The organism is Bifidobacterium simiiventris (assembly GCF_019331715.1).
Lineage (GTDB): Bacteria > Actinomycetota > Actinomycetes > Actinomycetales > Bifidobacteriaceae > Bifidobacterium > Bifidobacterium simiiventris.
The window spans coordinates 30,488-48,280 of sequence record NZ_JAHBBG010000016.1; the positions used below are offsets into that span (position 1 = coordinate 30,488).

A 17,793-nucleotide genomic window follows, 5' to 3' on the forward strand; every position below is an offset into this window, starting at 1 on the left:
CCCGTTCAATGCGCTCTCAGTGGTGCATCCCGTGGGACCGGTAGGTGATTAGGCGGATCGGCTCACCGACGGATGCGCGGGGCGCGGCGGCGGGTAGAGTGGCGTTGGGGTTTCCATTGTTCGCGGTTGCGGCGTGCGCGCGAGGCGAGCACGGCCCACGAGACGATCAACAGGAACGAAATCGCCAAACCGGTCAACGCGAGCGCGGTCGTGTTCACCGACTGGATCTCGTCAGGCTCGGGGATCTCGTTCGGGATCTCCGCACGCACCGCCGACACCAGCAGACGATGCGAGTTCACACCATACGGCGTGCACGTCATCAACGTGACCCGGTCCTCACCCGGCGTGATACGAAGCTTGCTCGAATCATCCGGCGTGATCACGCTGATCCGATCCACCTTATAGCCCAACGTCTCGCCCATCACGTCGATATAAAACGAATCACCCACCTTCAGTTCGTCAAGTCTGGTGAACAGCAGCGAGTTCGGCAGGCCACGATGACCCGTGATCACCGCATGCGTCGACGAACCACCCACCGGAAGACTCGTGCCATACAAGTGCCCGGCGCCCACCGCCAGCACGTCATCGCTCGTACCGTGGTAGATCGGCAGGTTCACATCGATCTTCGGAATACGGATCGAACCCATCACACCCTGACCCGTATCCAACAGGCCCTGGTATTCCTTGTCCCGCGCGGCGAGCGAATCATCCGCGCCCGACGCCGACGACTGGCCCGCATTGCTCGAGAACGGGTCATGCACCTCGCCGATCGTCGTCTGACCCGACGCCGCAAGCCGCTCGTTATACGCACGCGCCGCCTTCAACATGTTCTCCGCCTGCGGATACGGCCAACCCGCCACCTCACTCTGTGTCTGCGACACCTGCGAGTTCTGCTCATACTCGTTGATCGCACGCATCACGAACGGCGTCGCGATAATCACAAACCCGATGATCAGAAAGATCACCGACAACACGCCAAAGACGCGCGAACTACGGCTACGCTTCTCAGTCGTCTCGGCTCCCTCGGCTGATGGGCCGAGCCGTGAAGAAAACTCCGGAGGAGTTTTTAGGCGAGGGCAAGGCGACAGCCGAGCCGACAAAACGGCCGAAGGCTCCGTAATTGCAGGACCTGTCTGTGAAGCAGACTGAGGGAGCGTCACGCCCACAGCCCGATCCGACGCAACTCCCCCCTCGGCTCCCTCGGCTGAGGGAGCTGTCAGCGAAGCTGACTGAGGGAGCGTCACACCCTTGGTACGCCCTGACGTGTTCACGCCGTCCCCGTCATCCCCCACATGCACGGTCCGCATCCCGCGGTCACGCATCACGCACCTCCGTCGTCGTCACGCATACTTGCCCTAACCCAAGCGGACAACTCCAGATCCACCGCTTCGTGCGCCGCCGCGCCACGCGTCTCCCGCAGGCGAATCTCCCTTTCGCCCGCCGCGCGGCACAACTGCTCGTTACTGCCTACCAACATACCCGACTCCCCCATCCACGGCAACATCGCCCGCCGCGGTGCGTCCGCCTCCGTATCGGACGCACCGTCACGATCACCGGATATATCACATATGCTATACTCGCTCTATGAAGACGATCGCAGAGCTGCGCAGCATTCGCATTCACGCCAGCATCAGCCAACTTGCGGTGGCGTCGGCGATGGGCACCACGCAATCCGCGTTGTCACGCGCGGAACGCGAAGGGAACCCGACGCAGGATTTCCTGCAACGCTATGAACGCGCGCTGGCGACCATCCTTAATTCCACGAACGCCACCGCCACAAACGCAGCCTCCGACCGCGACCATCCGGATTCGTTCGACGACTCGTCCAGTGTCCTCGAGATCGCCACCATCCGTTTTATCGTGTCGAAACTCATCGAGAAGTACGGCATCGCGGACATGTACGTGTTCGGTTCGGTCGCTCGCGGCGACGCGCAGCCGGATTCCGACGTCGATTTGCTGTATCGGCTGCGGCCGGACGCCTCGCATTCGCTGATGACGATGCAGGGGCTGCGCGATGATCTGGAATCGGCGCTCGGACGCCCGGCGTCGCTGACCTCATACGATTCGCTGTTGCGCAGCGCCCAGCGCAGCCGGGCCAGCAAACGATTTCTCGACCATATCGCACACGACATGGTGAAGGTGGCATGATGGCTCGCATACGTTCGCACCGAACCAGGCACGACCACGCCGATCAAACGTTTCGCGACCAGACCACGCTGATTCGGCTGCTGGAACACCTGGATCACGCGATTGAGGATGCTGGCAGCGTCGCGTCTGCGGACGAACTGTTCGCGGATCGGATGCGGTTCAATTCCGTGGCGATGGAGATGACGCAAGTGCAGGAGTGCGCACGGTTGCTGTCCGACGACTGCCGCGAAACGATGCCGGACCTGCCGTGGAACGAACTGCGTGCGCTGCGCAATGTGCTGGTGCACGAATACGGCGAGATCGACGTGGAATCGCTGTACGACACCGTCACGCATGACGTCCCGCAGTTGGCCGCGCGATTACGCCCGGCCGTCGACGCGATTGCGTGAACCGACGGCAGGGCGTCGGCAGCAGCCGTCCCAGACGCAGACAGTTCATCCTTTTCTGCATCACCGTCATGTTTTCTGCCTCATTTGATAACAAAATGAGGCAGAAAAGTGAGGCAGAAAAAGCCGGAGGAACAACCCTCCAGCGACATACTGTTCCGATCAAAACAAGAAAGCCCTATTTACACATCCGTCCTCGCACATAGTGATTATGCGATCACTCCGAACTTTGTGAATTTTGTATACAGCCAAGCAACACATTATCATATCCAAGCATTTTCTCGTAATGCTCTCTAACAGATTCAGATATTACGCCACTAGGTTCTACTTTTACAAACGTTCCATCTGCACGATAAAGACGATAAATCACAGGGCCATCCCCCATCGTGATCTGAGTATCAACATTCCCACCTTCGGGAATAGGATTGCCTTTTTCGGTAAAGAAAATCAGACGGGACTCCCCCGGTTGCAACGTAATTTGACGGTTCGACAATAATGCATGAGAAAGTTCATCCGGCATGGATAAGCCATCATCATTCATATTGGGAATGCAGGCCTCCATCTCCACATCATCATTTTGTCTATCAACCATGACCACGGTTCCTTGAGTTCTACCTGTATTGGTTAGGATTACCGGTTCCATTTGTTGAGAATATTGTTTTCTATTTTCCTTATATGTACTCGTACCTAATGTGGAATCAGAAAGAGGTTTGATTACAAAATTTGCACCCTCATCATTCCATGCCTGTATACTCCAGACAAAAGCAATAGCTGACAAGACAAGAGCAACAAGTGAAATAATCAGAGAAGCAAAATCGATCTTACTCACCTTAGAAAAGCTACCAACTTTATCTCTCAACAATTCAACCTCCTCACCCAGTAAATCGATCCTCTCTTTTAAATATCGGGAATATCCCCTCCCAGCCATTTCACTACTCCTTTCCTGATCGTCGCAGTCTCACTGAACGCTTCATCAACCTTGCTTACATCAGAGATCAACAGCAATACTACGTTCTGATTGAACGCTATTCTGCACCCCCATTATCCGTCTCACTCTCATCCGCTTCTTCTACAGACTCGTCTTTTTTAAAATAATCGCCGGAAAGCACACTAAAGCCAATGGTGGCACAAAAGGCCAGAAAACATCCTCCAACAATAGCAAAAATAGGATATATAATCATTTTCCATAGTCGACGGTCTCCATTGACTTCCACCCCAAAGAGCGAACCAAGTACAATAATCACAACAGCCAGCAAAAGAAAGAATATCTTATATTCAAATGGCAACTCCTTAAAGGAATTAGACTTTATACTCTGATCGTTAGCCCTTAATTTAGAATCTGATTCTACAACTACCTTTTTGGAGTTAAGAAAATTATCTATACCTTTTCTCATATGATCAGCTAGCGGCGTGAAAATGTATCCGCCCCCCGCCAACAGAGACGATACAAGCAATATAATAATATCTTTCATTTTGCATTCCTTCCGATATAGATACAGAAAAACCTCCGGCCGTGGAGTTTGGGAGATAGCGGCCGGAGGTGGGGTTGATGCGCGCGGGAACGAGCGGAGTGGAGAGATGGAGTTGTGCGCGTTTCTGTGGCATCAAGTGTTGGTTATGGGGGCCGGCGGAGCCTTGGCTCCCTCGGCTGAGGGAGCTGTCGAGCGTTAGCGAGACTGAGGGAGCGTCTGCGGCGTGAGCCGCTGTGTAACGGCATCGGCAGAAGGCCGATACTGTGTTATGACGGCACTGTCGTGCCGTGACGCTCCCCCAGTCAGCTTCGCTGACAGCCCCCTCAGCCGAGGGGGCCGAGGCTCCGTCCCAGTCCTGACGCGGGGTCAGGAGCGGCGGGCGCGCAGACCGAAGATGCCGGCCGCGGCGATGAACAGGCCACCGACAACCACGATCAGAGCCAGACCAGCGCCACCGGTCTTCGGCAGCTGGGTGATGTTCTTCGCGTTGTAGACGGTGTACTGGAACTCGTCACCGGACTTGGCGGCCGCAGTTACGAAGCTCGCACCAGTGCCGGAAACCTTATCGGTACCAGTCAGACCAGAGAAGGTCACATCGCCGATGACGAAGTCGCCCCAAGTCTGCTGTCCCCACGGGTTCTTGGTGTGCTCGTCCTTGGTCGGAGCATCAGCATCCTTCTCGCCCTTCGGAGTAATCGTGAAGTTGAATTCCGGCAGGGAGAGGGAAGAGTAACCATTCGGGGCCTTGGTCTCCTTCACGGTATACGTACCAGAATCAAGACCGACAAGACCCTCGATGATAGCCTCGGCGTTATCGCCCGCGCCCTGCTGGGTAGGCTTGAAAACATTGCCGTTCGACTCATCAGAATCGAAGGACCAACCGGTGTTCTCGTCGTACGACTTCAGCCAGCCCTGCGGGGCCTTGACCTTGAACTCGGCGGTCAGAAGCGCGGAATCGAACTTGCCACCCTTATCGGTCTTCTTGATCTTGAAGCGGTAGGTGTACACGTTGACCTCATCACCCGGGGTCGTGTGCTTGTTCTCCAGGTTCTCCGGGTTGTTGGAGTATTCGAGAGCGACCTTGTTCGGGTTCGGCTGCGTGTTGTCCGGATCGGACTTCAGAGCGTTCTTGTTCAGAGTGGCCTTGAGGATGACGACGACCTTGCCACCTTCAAGGATGCCGTTCGCAACGGAAGTGGCGTCATCATCCGTGGTGTCAGTCGTCTGGCTTCCGGACTTGTTGACGTACTTGCCGAGGTTAATAGCGATCTTGGTGGCAGTGTTCTTGCCGGCATCCTGATTGGCTGCACCGACATTGCCGGTGCCGTACTCGACCTTCGTCACCAACAGGGTGTAGTCCTTGTTCTTCACCAGCGTGGTGGCGTTGGCCGTGTCGTAAGTGCCATTCTTCAGCGGCAGCACCTTGACGGACTCAATGCTGTCTTCGGTCACGGTCAGACCAGCGCTGGCAGTATCGAGAATCTGGAAGGTACGGGTTTTATTATCGTTAGCCAACGTCGGATCGATGTCATAGCCGGTGTAGTACGGGAGCGTTGCAGACAGCTCATACGGAACGGTTTCTCCGACGTAGTAGTCCGGGACAGTTTCAGCCTGATAATCGTGCTGACCCTGAGCCTGCTGAGCAGCGGTCGCATTGTCCTTGACGACCTGCTTGCCGACTTCCGGCTTGGTGTTCTTCAGCGTAATGGAGCCGATGCCGTCGTCGAACTTGACTTCCGTGGCCGAAGTGCCAATCTTCGCCTTGTAGGTGGAGGACACAATGATCGGGATGGATGCGGTTTCCTGCTTATCCGTCAGGAGCGTAGTATCACGGAGCAGCCACAGACCCTGAGCGACCGAGTTTTCAGCTCCGCTCGTGGAACTATTGAGAGTACCATCAGTAGTCTTGTTCTTCAGCTTCGCTGCAAGCTTGGTGGCGAACTGACGGAGTTCGGAATCGGTACCCGTCGTGGAGCCACCCCACGGAGCCTTGATCTCATTGGTCGTGTTGTACTTCTTGTTGGCCAGCCAGCCGATCGGGTTGCCGGCATACGCCGTATCGGCGGAGTACTCTGCACCCAGCGTCGTCTTCGGAGTGGTCTTGGACGCGGAATCTTCGATGCCATTCAGCACCTCGACGATGTCGGACGTGTAGGTGCTGTTCGTGGTGATGGTGAAACCGGTCATCGACGTGGTACCGGCTTTGGTCTCATAGGAGATGGAATCCAACGAGGCCAGCTTGTAACCGGAGAACGTGTGGGAGTCTCCTGTGATCGTGATGATGCCGTTTGCTTCCGGCGAGACGGTACCGGTCACCGGGTCCGCCGCATAGGCGGAGGCGGCGCCGAGGGCGAGGCCGCTGGCGGCGATGCCTAAGGCGGCGACGCCGGCAAGCGCCTGCTTGATGATCTTGTTCATTTCTCTTCCTTTCCTTGGATTAAGGAGTTGGACAATTTTGGGAAATCTTTGGGTTTGGGTGGAAGCTCTTGGGGTTGGCCCTTGAGCTATGGGTGGCGGGGTGTGACGCTCCCCACCCGGCTTCGCCGGGAGCCCCCTCAGCCGAGGGGGCCGAGGCCGCTTCACGGCACGAGAGGAGCCTACCCGCCACGTGCTGGCGATGATGGTTTAGGCAGATACGGCCTCCCGTCGCTTGGCGAACTGGTATCCGCCGGCAATCAACATGCCAGCAAGAATGAATCCGGCACCCGCGAGCAGCACCATCCGACCGGTCCAATCCGTACCCGTCGACGGCAACCCCGTCAGCACCTTCGTATTCACGAACGTCGTTTTGGCAGTGAGGTTTCCGGACGCGGTGCCAGCCATCTCAGACCGATCACCCGTCGTCGTGCCTTCACCGTTCTGAACCGAATTGAACGAATCAGTCTCACCCGAACCGCTCATCTCAGTACCGTCGTCGTTCTTGGTCTGCGTCACCTTGTACGCGACCTTCAGCCCCTGGTACTTGCCGTCCGACATGTCACGGCTCACGGTCACTTCGACCTTCCACTCGGCCTTCGAGTACCGCAGGTTCTCCACGGCACCGCTCGTCGGCACGACCTCGGTGATCACGTACGTGTACTTCTTCGCGTAGTCGCCGTTCGTGCCCGCATCGCTGTTGAGCTGAGCGTCGGTGAACTTGATCGTGCCGAAGTACTTGGTGACGTTCTGCAAATCGGTCGCGTTGGATTCCGGCGCGAGGTCGATCGTGCACGGCAGCTTGCCGTTACAATCGGCCGGGATCGGCGTATCGTTTGGGCTGGACTCAGCCTTCGCGATCTGGAACGTGAACTTGACGTACTTGCCGTCGGGCTTCGGCCAGTCGGTGTACTTCAGGGTCTTCTTGACCGGGATCTGGATGTCGACCGGCTTGGACGAGTTGGCGATGTCCGAGTTAGTCAGTGCGGAACCGTTCGAGTTGGTGATGGTCGACGTGCCTTCCGCGACGACGTTCAGCTTGTACGTGACGTTCTCCGGCAACTGATAGCCGTTCGGAGCCTTGGTTTCGGTGAGCGTGTACTCGCCGACCGGGAGACCCTTGACGGTGATCACGCCGGATTCGGTGGCCGCGTCGGACAGCTTGGTGCCAGCGCAATCCGCGAACGCAGTACCCGCAGGATCGGTCGTGACATTGCCGTTCGCATCAGTCGTAACAGTCACGTTATCGGCCACGCAGTAGGTATTCTGCGCAGTGTTAACCGTACCGTCCGCGTTCTTCGACGGACTGACGATCTTCCACTGCGAACCGTCCAGCTTGCCGCCCTTCGCGTCAACCTTGTTCCAGGTCACCTCAGTCGGCTTGTCGGAGATCGCATTGTCAGCACCCGGCTTGAGCTGATCGTTCAACGTGCCGGACGTATTGCCGTCCGCGTAGCCGCCGTTCCACGTCACGTTACCTTGCGGATCAATCGTGAACTGATACACGGTCGTGTTCAGCGTGTACCCGTCCGGCGCGGTCAGCTCGTGAATCAGATACGTGCCCGCATCCAAACCATCGACCTTGAACTGACCGGCGACCGTATCGATATCGCACTTCGTGCCGGGGTTCGTGCCGTCGTCATCCTTCGCAACGCAAGCCGCAGCCTTCGCAACGCCCGACTGACCGTCAGCCGACGCATCCGCCGTCGTCGAATCAGTCACGGCAACCGACGTATCGTCGGCATCAGCCACATCATCAGGCTGCGCCGACGCACCCTCGTCAACCGCAGCCGACGCAGCCGCACACCCGGACGGAGCCGTCGAACCCTGGAAGTTGTTATACGCGTCCACCACCTGCACCGCGTTACCGGTGAAGGTGAAGTCCGAGCCGGCGTTGCCCTTGAACCAGCCGTCGCTGCCATCCTTGCTGTCGCGGTCGCGCAGCAGGAAATGCTTGTCCTTGGTCGTCTGCGGGATCGTCACCGCCACGTAGTCGCCGCACGTGCGATCCATCTTCGCGAACTTCCATGAGCCACCAGTGCCGTCGTCGTAGTACAGGTAGTAGTTCGACCAGCTCACCAGCGACTTCTTGAAGTACACGGTGGTGCTCGGCGTCGCGATCGTGAACGAGACGGTCTTGTTGCCGGCCTTCACGGTGATCTTGGCCGAACCGAGCGCGTGCATGGTCACGGTTGCGGATTGGCCGTCCTTCTGCGAGGAGACCGTGGCGATGGATTCGTCGCTAGAGGTCCACGTGATCGGCACGCTCGGGGTCACGGCTGCAGTGAAACCGAGCGAACCGTTCTGCGCAACGGTGAACGACGCATTGTTTTGCACCGTATTGTTCGAGGAATCCTTGACCGTGAAGCTGGTCACGGTTGCGGCTTTGACGGTGATCGCGACAACGCTGCTGCACACGTCCGGGTTAGAGACGGAGCAGGCCTTGACGTAGACGGCCGCGTCCTTGTCGCTCGTGCCGATGACATCGGCGCGCAATTCGTTGGTTTGGCTCAGGCTCAGGACTGCGGCGGATTCGTCGGACTTCGGGTTGCCGGACGCGTCGGTGAACGTCCAAGTGACGTTCTGCACGGCATCGGACGGCTGGACTGCGGCGGTGAGCGTGGCCTTGTAGTTGTTGGTTGCGTTCAGTTCGGTCGAAGTCGGCGTGACGGTCACGGACTTGGCCGCGTTCACGTTGTCTTCGATGTTCCAGACCTGCGTCTTATCGTCGCCCTGCTTGCTGATCTGCCACGCCGAGCCGGCCAACGGCGTATTCGTTGTGTCGCCGTCCGCGATCTTCTTCCACGCAACCGCATGGCCGGCAGTCTTGTTGACGATCTTGCCGTCCTTCATGTCGGTCGTACCGAACGTGAACGTGCCATCCACGCCCTTGGTGACCGACTGGGTCACGGGCTGTGTGGTGTTCGCGTCGCCGGTCTTCACGTAGTAGATGTTCGTGTTCAGCTGGTAATCGCTGTTGCCGGTGGCGACTTCCTTGATGTAGTACGTGGCGTTCGGCTTGAGGCCTTCGACTTTGAAACCGCCCGTGGTCGTGGTGTCCTTGTCGGCGAAGTCGTCGTCCTTCAACGCGGTGTACAGGGCGTTCTTGCCGGCCGCCGCATCGGCGTACGTGCCGTAGATCGCCCACGTGGTGCCCTTCAGACCATTGCCGGACTCGTCGGCCTTCTGCCAGGCGATCGCCGCGCACTCGGTGGTGGTCTGACCGTTCCACGGGAAGTTGTGGCGCTCCTGATCCATGTCGATGACGGACGAGGAGTCGCCATCGTTCGCGCCCGGCTGGGTGAACTTCGCCGCATAGTACGGGTTGTACATGGAGAAATCACCCTCCGTGTACACACGGCCGTTCGTGGTCACATGCGACTCGAAATTACCGATCGTGTTATCCGCATTGCCATCCGCCTTGCCGTCTTTATTGGCATCTGCATCGCCCGATTCAGCGTTGCCGACCACGATGATGCTGCCCAGCATCGCGGCGGCCGGGTCATCCTCCGTGTACTTATTATCCTTGCCCTCGTTGGCGATACCGCCATAGATGGTGAGGTTGTCCGTGTCGTGGAAGTTCCACAGGATCTTCTGCGCGGCCTTCGCGTACAGCTCCGACTTCTTCTTCAGATTCTCATCGTTGCTCTTGCTGTTGTAGTTGGAATAACCGTCGGAGATCTCCGTGCCGTTCCACCAGAACTGCCAACCGTTGTGGAAGGAGATGTTCTTGTTTTTGTTGCCGGTCACGTTGATCACCACGGATGCAGTGTCGGCGATGTTCTCGAACGCAAAAGCCACACCGCGGTAACGGGTGCCGTCTTTGTAATCGGTGAGCATGCTCGCGTCGAGGTTGAACACTTCCATCGTCGGATTGTACGTACCGGTGAAGGTGATCAGCTTCTCACGGTTGGTGTACGAGTCAGTGGTCGAAAGGCCGCGGCCAGTGCCGTTCTTGGTGTCATCGGTGTACGTGAAATCGTACTGGAGGGAACTACCTTTTTTGTCGTTCCCCTCGTCGTAATAGTTGTACTTGTGACGGGTCAGCGTGCTCAATGTGGAGACACTCTGCGTCACCTTGCCCGTTGCGGTCTGGAAAGCGAGCGGGGCGGAGATGTCCTCGATGACGTAATCCTGGTAATATGCGGACTCGGAAAGGTTCCTGACGTCGTCGGAGGCGTTCGTGTCGTTGTCGTCACTTTTGACGGTGACGTGCTCCATCGGATCGGTCACTGTCCAGTTGACCGAGGCGTCCGTGTTGGACGGATTCTTGCCGAGGGACTTCGTGCCCGTCTTTCCCCAGAGGTCGGAGCTCTCGCCGGCGATCGACGCGATATGGCCGTTATCACGCAGGAAGCCGGGATGAGACCATGCCTGCACGTTCGTCCAATTCGGCAGGGTGGTGTCGCTGGTGTTGCCACCGACCACCAAGGTCGTGCTGTTCTTTGCAGGACGGAACTGCGTACCAAAACCGGCAATGCCGAAACGGAAGCCCGCACCGACCCACGAGTTCTTCACCGGCTTCATCATCAACTTGCCGTTGACGACCGTCAGGCCCTCGGCCTCCACGGCATACGAACCGTCGGGGCCGGTGCCGTTCTTCCAAGCAGCGGCATCCGCAGGCTTCTTACCCACGTACATGTTGCCGCCGATCCACGTGGCGACGCCAGAATCACGGCTGCTGGCCGGGTTGGCGTCAGTGCCCATCGACTGGGTAGACGGTGTGCAAAGAGCGCCATCAGCGAGGTTATTGTCGGCATAGGCGGCGTAGGGGGCGGTGATGGCTCCGGCGACGGCGGTGCCTACGAACATGGTGACGGCAAGGAAGGCGGCAGCCAGATCCTTGGCCTTCGCCACTCTCCGGTCACGTACGTACGCCGGTCGTGTGTTCATAGTCTCTCTCCCCTTCGAGCCACGATCGAACTGCCATCGTTCGCAAGAGGTGCGCCATCTGTGCGACCACGTATGCTTTGCACACGTTGTCACGCGGATGCGTATAGCTTGCGCTAGGCTGTTCGTCGCGGTTCTCAGCTCCGCCTATGGTGTTGTGTTATGCGAGATGAGCCGATGCCTCCATGCACTCGTCCCGCCTATTGCGCGTCGTTACCTCATTCACCGGTCACCACGACGCCTCGCGATCACCGGTTATGCACCGCCGCTCATATCAGGTATCTCGGCCATCGGCCGCTTCACGCGTGCTATCGTCGCACGCAGCAGTCAACCATCGATATCCTTTGATATTTCGCGGTTATCGTTCACAGCAGATGTCCGAAAGTGATATCACTTCCGCTCGAACCGTCGTTACTCAGTCCGCACGGAACCTCCGTCGTCATCGACGCGAATCGTCGTTACTCAACTCGCATCGCACGGCCGGAAATCAGCTTCGGTCACCCACCGTATTCAGTTCTTCAAAGAGTCCGCGCATATGGTCACCGGTCTTGTGGACCGTTCGCTGACCAGATCAGTCGGATCACTCTCCGCTCTCCAACCGCTCTGTCATATGTACTTTCTCTCACCGGTTTCTGATTGTAGCATCATTCATTGCAAACGATGGCAAACGGAAGCCCCCCCCCCCCCGATGTTTTCGGAGTGTCGCGATTGCAAAGGTATGCAGCGAACGTAAGCATTGCAACGCCTCTCGCAATCCCAAAAATCACCAGCCACATTTTGGACACCGTTCTCCACAGCGAGATTCCGGCGTGTCGTTAACGCAACCATCAAGGACTGCCAGGATACAACGCCGTTAGACTCCACCACCTCACTGCTCTGCAACTCCACCACTCCGTTACTCCGCCACTCCGCAACTCTGCCACTCCACCACTCTGCAACTCCGCAACTCCACCACTCCGCCACCTCTCTGAGGTTCTACCTCCCAACCCAGGGTCTTGCCTCCCGGGCATACGGCCGTTTCCGTGCCTCAAAACGGCCGTATGCCCGGGAGAGTCGGGAGAGTTATGCCCGCCAACAGAAAGGAGCCGCATGAGTGCGCAAACGGCGAGAAATACACAAGGAAATGACAAGGTTATTCATTACGTATTTTATTGAAATACCAAGGTTTTCTAATACAAAACACCGCATATATTGCAAACGATGTCATCGTGCGGTATGGTAGTCGATAACGATACTTGCACACCGGGCGCAGCCGGGCCACGCAGTCGAGGCACGGCGGGCATAGCCGCCGTCGCGTCCGAACGTGCCGGGAACGCCACAACCGAACGCTAAGGAGCACCCACATGGCCACACCTTCCAAGCCGCGCACCGAAAGCCCCGAGCGGCTTGCACGCCCGCTGATCCGCCTCGCCAAGGCGGGCGGCGTCTCCACCTCATACATCGACCAGCTCGGCACCTACGTCGAGATCGAAGACGACGTGCTCGTCAACGTGCTCGCCGCGCTCGGCATCGACGCATCCAGCGATGCGGCCATCAAGCAGTCCCTCGCCGCGATCGAAACCGCCAAGAGCGAACGTTTGCTGCCTGAACCGACCATCGTCATCATCGAAGGCAAATCAGTCACGATCACCCTGCATTGCGGCGACGATAACGCAACCGTTGGCAACCCCGGCAGCATCGACGACGAACCGAACGCGACGATCCTCTTCGAGGACGGCCACGAATCGCACGCCGACCAGGCCGACATCCTACCCAGCATCGATTCGGGAGACCGCTTCCTCATCCTGCCCGACGACCTGCCGATCGGCTACCACACGCTGCGCGTGACATACGGCGAGCGCCACGAGGAGGCGACGCTGATCGTCGCGCCGGCGAGCATCCCCGTGCCAGCCGCCGTGGCCGAACGCCCGCGCTGGGGCTGGATGGACCAGCTGTACACCACGCGTTCCGCCGAGTCGTGGGGCGTGGGCGACTACGGTGACCTGCGCCGCCTCGCCGCCGACGCGGGCGAGAAATCAGGCGCGGACTTCCTGCTCATCAACCCGATCCACGCGTGCGCGCCGATCCCGCCGCTCGAGCCGTCGCCGTATCTGCCGGAATCGCGGCGCTTCCTCAACGTCACGTACATCCGCCCGCAGGACATCCCCGAGTACGAGACGCTGCCCGCCGCCGACCGGGCGCGCGTCGACGCGCTGCACGATTCGGTCGCCGCGCGCAACGACGACCCGCAGCCGCTCGACATCAACGCGTCGTGGGAGGCGAAGCGTGCGGCATTGCGCATCATCTTCGATCATGCTGCCGCACAAGCCAACGATGGCATCGCCAACGATCGCAAGGCCGCGTTCGAGCGGTTCAAGGAGCAGGCCGGCCCCGATCTGGACGCGTTCGCCACGTGGTGCGTCGCGTTCGAGGTGTGGGGCGCGCCGTGGGAGCCGGATTCGTGGCACGACAAGTACGACCGCGACTCTCCCGAGGTGGCCGAGCTGGTGGCCGATCACCGCGACCTGTTCGAGTTCAACCGTTGGCTGCAGTGGATCGCGGATGAGCAGGTGGCCGCCGCGCAGACCGCGGCGAAGGAGTCGGGCATGGCGCTCGGCCTGATGCAGGACATGGCCGTGGGCGTGCACATGCTCGGCGTGGACGCGTGGTGGAATCCGGAGCGTTTCGCGCTGGGCGGGGTAACGGTCGGCTGCCCGCCGGACTTCTACAACCAGCAGGGTCAGGATTGGGGCCAGCCGCCGTTCAACCCGCATCACTTGGAGGAGACGGGCTACCGCGTATACCGCGAGATGGTGCACGCCATGTTCGCGCATGCCGGCGCGGTGCGCATCGACCATGTGCTCGGCCTGTTCCGCCTGTGGTGGATCCCGCAGGGCAAGGGCGCGAAGGGCGGCGCGTACGTGACGTACAACCATGAGGCAATGCTCGCGGTGCTGGCCATCGAGGCGACGCGCGCGAACGGCATGGTGATCGGCGAGGATCTGGGCACGGTGCCTGACTACGTTCGCGACGTGCTTGCGGCGCACGGCGTGTTCGGCACGGACGTGGAATGGTTCTCGCGCGTGGACAATTCACCGAACGCGGGCGACCCGTATTCGCCGCCGAGCGACTATCGCAGGCAGGCGATGGCATCGGTCACCACGCACGATCTGCCGCCGACCGCGGGATACCTCGAGTTCGAGCACGTGAAGCTGCGCAAGGAACTGGGGCTGCTGTCGTCGTCGGTCGAAGAGTTCCAGGCGTCGGCCGAGGCTGAACGTCGGGCGATGATCGAACTGCTGGTCGGCGGCGGATGGCTTGCCGCCGACGTTGCGAACGATGTCGCCGCCGGCAACGTCGAGGCACACATCCAGCAGATCGTCGAGGCGATGCACCGCATGCTGCTGGACACGCCGTCGCTGCTGCGTCAGGCCACGCTGATGGACGGCGTCGGGCAACGTCAGTCGGTCAACCAGCCGGGCACATCGAGCGAATACCCGAACTGGCGCATCCCGTTGACCGATTCGGACGGCCACGTCGTGCACACCGACGATGTCTTCGCCAACCCGCGCGTGCTCTCCCTGTCCGCCGTCATGCGCGGCGAGAAATAAGCGATCAGGTCAGTGCCTCTCCCGCCGGCCAATCACTAACTGCCGCCGCCCGAAGGTCCGGTGGTGTTGCGCATGGAACGTCACACTCGTGCGCAACACCGCCGGACCTTCGCATCTCGCCTACACATCGCACGCATCATTCCGACCACACACGATATGACATTAATTATCATTTTGAAATGATAATTATGTATACTTTCTATATGGCAGTACAAACCGACGAGCGGCTTTTCACCCCGGCGGAAGTCGCTGACAGACTCGGGGTGAGCGTGAACCGGGTGCAAGCGATGGTCCGCGCCGGCCAGTTGCAAAGCGTACCTGTCAACTCAAGAATCCGCCTCATCCCCTTACGATCCATGCTCCATGCCCGAGCCTATATCGGGCACAGCGGCCGCCCTTACGCCGAGCGAACATCGATCGCCGTACTGTACACACTGTCAGGATCGCATATCAACTGGCTAACCAAACAGCAGAACTATCGGATGAGACGGCAGCTCGCCGGAACGGATGTGGATACGCTCATACGCAACCTGCGCAATCGCGGAATTGTCCGCGAATATCAAGCAAGCGACAAAGTCGTAGCCGCCGTACGAAACTCGATACAGGAATCCGCGTCTTCTCCAGATATACGGCAACAGTTGCAACTGATGGCAACGGACATGGCCGAAGGCTACATAACGCCGGAAGGCCTGAGGAGCATAGAACGCCAGTACCGTCTGAATAACGATCTGAAACCGACAAAAATACGGTTCCACGTATCCCAGTACATCAATCAACAAAACGGAACATCACTCACAGCGTTCGCCGCCATCGACCTAGCGGAATCAACCGATATTCGCGAGCGCATCGCCGGACGAAACGCATTGGCCGAATTGTTATCCGCTTATCAGAAAGAGACCAATTATGAATAATCCGACCGCGCCGGTACCAGCGCAAACGCATCCGTGGTCGACCGTATTCCAGCTAGCAAAACAAACCGAAGATCCGACTTCATGGCGACTGGCCGGCGGGCTCATGGTGCAGCTGCACGCATTCATGCGCGGGCAGGAAAGCCGCGCCACCGCAGATGCAGACTTTCTGGTCGATGTACTGACTCACGCGAACGGAGTCCGGCACGTGAAAAATCTGTTGTCGGACATGGGATTTGTGCTAGAGGCTGGCACTTTGACCAAGTACACAACACGAATGAGACGGGGAAATGATGTAGTTGATTTGTTAGTCGACAATCATCTGTCACCATTCCTGCAGCCAAGAAGCGAAATCAATGGTCTACGTCTACTGGGCATGCCCGGTTCGAGGAAAGCTGTCTCTCGCAGTATGCTGGTCGATCTTCGCAATGGTGACCAAGCTGCAACAATCTGCGTGCCAGATCTGCTCGGAGCATTGCTGATGAAAGCGGCATCATATCGAGAAACAAGTCAGTTTGGACGGGAACGACATTTGGCGGACGCGATGAGATTGGCCTCTCTCATCGATGAGCCGGAAGAGGAACTCGCCCGATTGGACAATCGCAGCCCCAGCGACCGACGTAATGTACGCACTCTGAAAACCATGCTGTTGGAAGGTGATGACAGCGAGTATTCCGCAAGTCTGTCATTGCAGGAACACGATGCGGCGATCGCAACGATCCGAGAACTGTCCAGATTGCTGGAAATGCCGCGACGGAGCGGCCGGACAGCCGACTTTCTGTAAACGGCCCTCATCCTTTATCCCTGACAGGTGGGTGGGTGTCCATACAGTATGTACGAACGCCCACGAACTCAGTCAAAGTCCCAGCTAAACGGATATCTGCACGCCCCTGCGCTCATCCCAGCCGACGCATGGCCTCCTTGTATACTGCGGCTTCATCACGCACCGAGACGACGAGGACGCGCATCACGGATTCAGCTCGCTCCAACCTGTAAATCACGCGGATGCCGTCGCCTTTGAGTTTGACCTTGAAACATCCCGTCAGGTTATCCCCGCGTTTGTTGCCCAACGGCTTGCCGTAACCGCCTTCGGTGAATGGCAACGGATTTTGCACCACTTTGTCCAACGCCAGATACACATGACTTTTCGCGGGTTCCCGCAGCTTGGCGATGTCCTTCCGCGCATCTTTGGTAAATTCCATCGTCCAATCGTTCATTCGAATTCCACCTCATATCCGTCGTCGATTGGCCGATAATCCTTGCCGAACACATCATCTCTGCTCAGCCGCGTGCCGTCGTCACGCTTTTCGCGTTCCATTGCCTCGAGGTACAGCGCGAAGTCCTCTTCAGCTTCGGTGAATCGCTTGTAGTCGTCCATGCTGATAATGACGGCGGCCGGCTGGTTGTTCTTGAGCACCACGACCGGCTTGTCGTTGCCGACTTTGGCGAACGCCTTGCTCGCGCCGCCGTGGTTGAACACGCTGATGGGGACCAAGTTATCAATCAGATCGGCAGCCTTCATTTTTTCCTCCGATTTATATAGCAAATTTGAATACAAATCCATAGTACATCGCCTTTCCGGCAGTCAAGAAACCGCCAATCGCTCGTCCATACGGCACACGCGGCATCCGCGCCGCCCCGGCTTCCCCGTGAAGCCAAGTAGGGCAAGCATAGACGATTGCGGCCGCTCACCAGCGATTTTTCGACCCATGTGGTCGAACGGTCAATTTCCGCAGAAAATAGCCGTTTTACGGCCGCAAAAACAATGTGGATAACTCATACAGCAATCCACATCGCCATTATCATCCCCTCCCATCAAAAACTCCCCACTTAACAAAACAAATATCTATACATTCCGTGCACTATTTTTTGTACATCAATAGTATAAAATGATGTACATGACAGACTACATCCCCCGCCCCCTGGCCGAGACGATCCTCAACGCGAGGCGCAAGACCGTGATCCTCGAAGGCGCACGCGCGGT

12 protein-coding genes are annotated in these 17,793 nt (G+C 58.3%); 5 read left to right on the forward strand and 7 right to left on the reverse strand.

What is annotated here, in order from left to right; genetic code table 11:
• Window positions 1-62: 62 nt before the first annotated feature.
• Entirely contained in the window at window positions 63-941 is an 879-nt protein-coding gene (locus tag KIH76_RS10765; RefSeq protein ID WP_420829275.1) for a class C sortase, read from the reverse strand.
• 643 nt (window positions 942-1,584) lie between these two features.
• Here KIH76_RS10765 and KIH76_RS10770 point away from each other — a divergent pair.
• Together KIH76_RS10770 and KIH76_RS10775 are read left to right on the forward strand one after the other, a co-directional pair.
• Window positions 1,585-2,148: an XRE family transcriptional regulator gene (locus tag KIH76_RS10770; RefSeq protein ID WP_219070655.1), complete on the forward strand. Its 564-nt coding sequence runs from the start codon at window positions 1,585-1,587 to the stop codon at window positions 2,146-2,148.
• Entirely contained in the window at window positions 2,145-2,537 is a 393-nt protein-coding gene (locus KIH76_RS10775; RefSeq protein WP_236036995.1) for a HepT-like ribonuclease domain-containing protein, read from the forward strand. The genes KIH76_RS10770 and KIH76_RS10775 overlap by 4 nt, the downstream gene beginning before the upstream one ends.
• 214 nt (window positions 2,538-2,751) lie before the next feature.
• On the opposite strand, the gene KIH76_RS10780 is transcribed toward KIH76_RS10775, so the two are convergent.
• The 4 genes from KIH76_RS10780 to KIH76_RS10795 all read right to left on the reverse strand — a co-directional run bounded on the left by KIH76_RS10780 (window position 2,752) and on the right by KIH76_RS10795 (window position 11,314).
• Entirely contained in the window at window positions 2,752-3,462 is a 711-nt protein-coding gene (locus KIH76_RS10780; RefSeq protein ID WP_219070657.1) for a hypothetical protein, read from the reverse strand.
• A gap of 97 nt (window positions 3,463-3,559) precedes the next feature.
• The gene (locus KIH76_RS10785) at window positions 3,560-4,006 is read right to left on the reverse strand and encodes a hypothetical protein (RefSeq protein WP_219070659.1); all 447 of its coding nucleotides are present in this window, start codon (window positions 4,004-4,006) and stop codon (window positions 3,560-3,562) included.
• A 366-nt stretch (window positions 4,007-4,372) separates the two neighbouring features.
• Window positions 4,373-6,424, reverse strand: coding sequence for a SpaA isopeptide-forming pilin-related protein (locus KIH76_RS10790; RefSeq protein WP_219070661.1), 2,052 nt, complete (start codon window positions 6,422-6,424; stop codon window positions 4,373-4,375).
• A 207-nt stretch (window positions 6,425-6,631) separates the two neighbouring features.
• The gene (locus tag KIH76_RS10795) at window positions 6,632-11,314 is read right to left on the reverse strand and encodes a SpaA isopeptide-forming pilin-related protein (protein ID WP_236036996.1); all 4,683 of its coding nucleotides are present in this window, start codon (window positions 11,312-11,314) and stop codon (window positions 6,632-6,634) included.
• 1,340 nt (window positions 11,315-12,654) lie between these two features.
• Here KIH76_RS10795 and malQ point away from each other — a divergent pair.
• The 3 genes from malQ (at window position 12,655) to KIH76_RS10810 (ending at window position 16,593) form a co-directional block, all read left to right on the forward strand.
• Window positions 12,655-14,901 (forward strand): 4-alpha-glucanotransferase, encoded by a 2,247-nt coding sequence (gene malQ / locus KIH76_RS10800; protein ID WP_219070662.1) that lies wholly within the window; start codon window positions 12,655-12,657, stop codon window positions 14,899-14,901.
• Between the two features lie 188 nt (window positions 14,902-15,089).
• The gene (locus KIH76_RS10805) at window positions 15,090-15,812 is read left to right on the forward strand and encodes a helix-turn-helix domain-containing protein (protein WP_219070663.1); all 723 of its coding nucleotides are present in this window, start codon (window positions 15,090-15,092) and stop codon (window positions 15,810-15,812) included.
• Window positions 15,805-16,593, forward strand: a complete 789-nt coding sequence (locus tag KIH76_RS10810; RefSeq protein WP_219070664.1) for a hypothetical protein — start codon at window positions 15,805-15,807, stop codon at window positions 16,591-16,593. Before KIH76_RS10805 ends, KIH76_RS10810 begins: the two co-directional genes overlap by 8 nt.
• Before the next feature lie 112 nt (window positions 16,594-16,705).
• On the opposite strand, the gene KIH76_RS10815 is transcribed toward KIH76_RS10810, so the two are convergent.
• The gene (locus KIH76_RS10815; RefSeq protein WP_219070665.1) at window positions 16,706-17,026 is read right to left on the reverse strand and encodes a type II toxin-antitoxin system RelE family toxin; all 321 of its coding nucleotides are present in this window, start codon (window positions 17,024-17,026) and stop codon (window positions 16,706-16,708) included.
• A complete protein-coding gene (locus KIH76_RS10820) occupies window positions 17,023-17,331 on the reverse strand; it encodes a type II toxin-antitoxin system Phd/YefM family antitoxin (protein ID WP_219070666.1) in 309 nt (102 codons plus the stop codon). Before KIH76_RS10820 ends, KIH76_RS10815 begins: the two co-directional genes overlap by 4 nt.
• Between the last annotated feature and the right edge of the window lie 462 nt (window positions 17,332-17,793).

Bases quoted from the DNA above. Each gene is read 5' to 3' on its own strand.
- KIH76_RS10770 (WP_219070655.1), top strand. From the start codon at position 1,585: ATGAAGACGATCGCAGAGCTGCGCAGCATTCGCATTCACGCCAGCATC.
- KIH76_RS10775 (WP_236036995.1), top strand. From the start codon at position 2,145: ATGATGGCTCGCATACGTTCGCACCGAACCAGGCACGACCACGCCGAT.
- KIH76_RS10780 (WP_219070657.1), bottom strand. From the start codon at position 3,462: ATGGCTGGGAGGGGATATTCCCGATATTTAAAAGAGAGGATCGATTTA.
- KIH76_RS10785 (WP_219070659.1), bottom strand. From the start codon at position 4,006: ATGAAAGATATTATTATATTGCTTGTATCGTCTCTGTTGGCGGGGGGC.
- KIH76_RS10790 (WP_219070661.1), bottom strand. From the start codon at position 6,424: ATGAACAAGATCATCAAGCAGGCGCTTGCCGGCGTCGCCGCCTTAGGC.
- KIH76_RS10795 (WP_236036996.1), bottom strand. From the start codon at position 11,314: ATGAACACACGACCGGCGTACGTACGTGACCGGAGAGTGGCGAAGGCC.
- malQ (WP_219070662.1), top strand. From the start codon at position 12,655: ATGGCCACACCTTCCAAGCCGCGCACCGAAAGCCCCGAGCGGCTTGCA.
- KIH76_RS10805 (WP_219070663.1), top strand. From the start codon at position 15,090: ATGTATACTTTCTATATGGCAGTACAAACCGACGAGCGGCTTTTCACC.
- KIH76_RS10810 (WP_219070664.1), top strand. From the start codon at position 15,805: ATGAATAATCCGACCGCGCCGGTACCAGCGCAAACGCATCCGTGGTCG.
- KIH76_RS10815 (WP_219070665.1), bottom strand. From the start codon at position 17,026: ATGAACGATTGGACGATGGAATTTACCAAAGATGCGCGGAAGGACATC.
- KIH76_RS10820 (WP_219070666.1), bottom strand. From the start codon at position 17,331: ATGAAGGCTGCCGATCTGATTGATAACTTGGTCCCCATCAGCGTGTTC.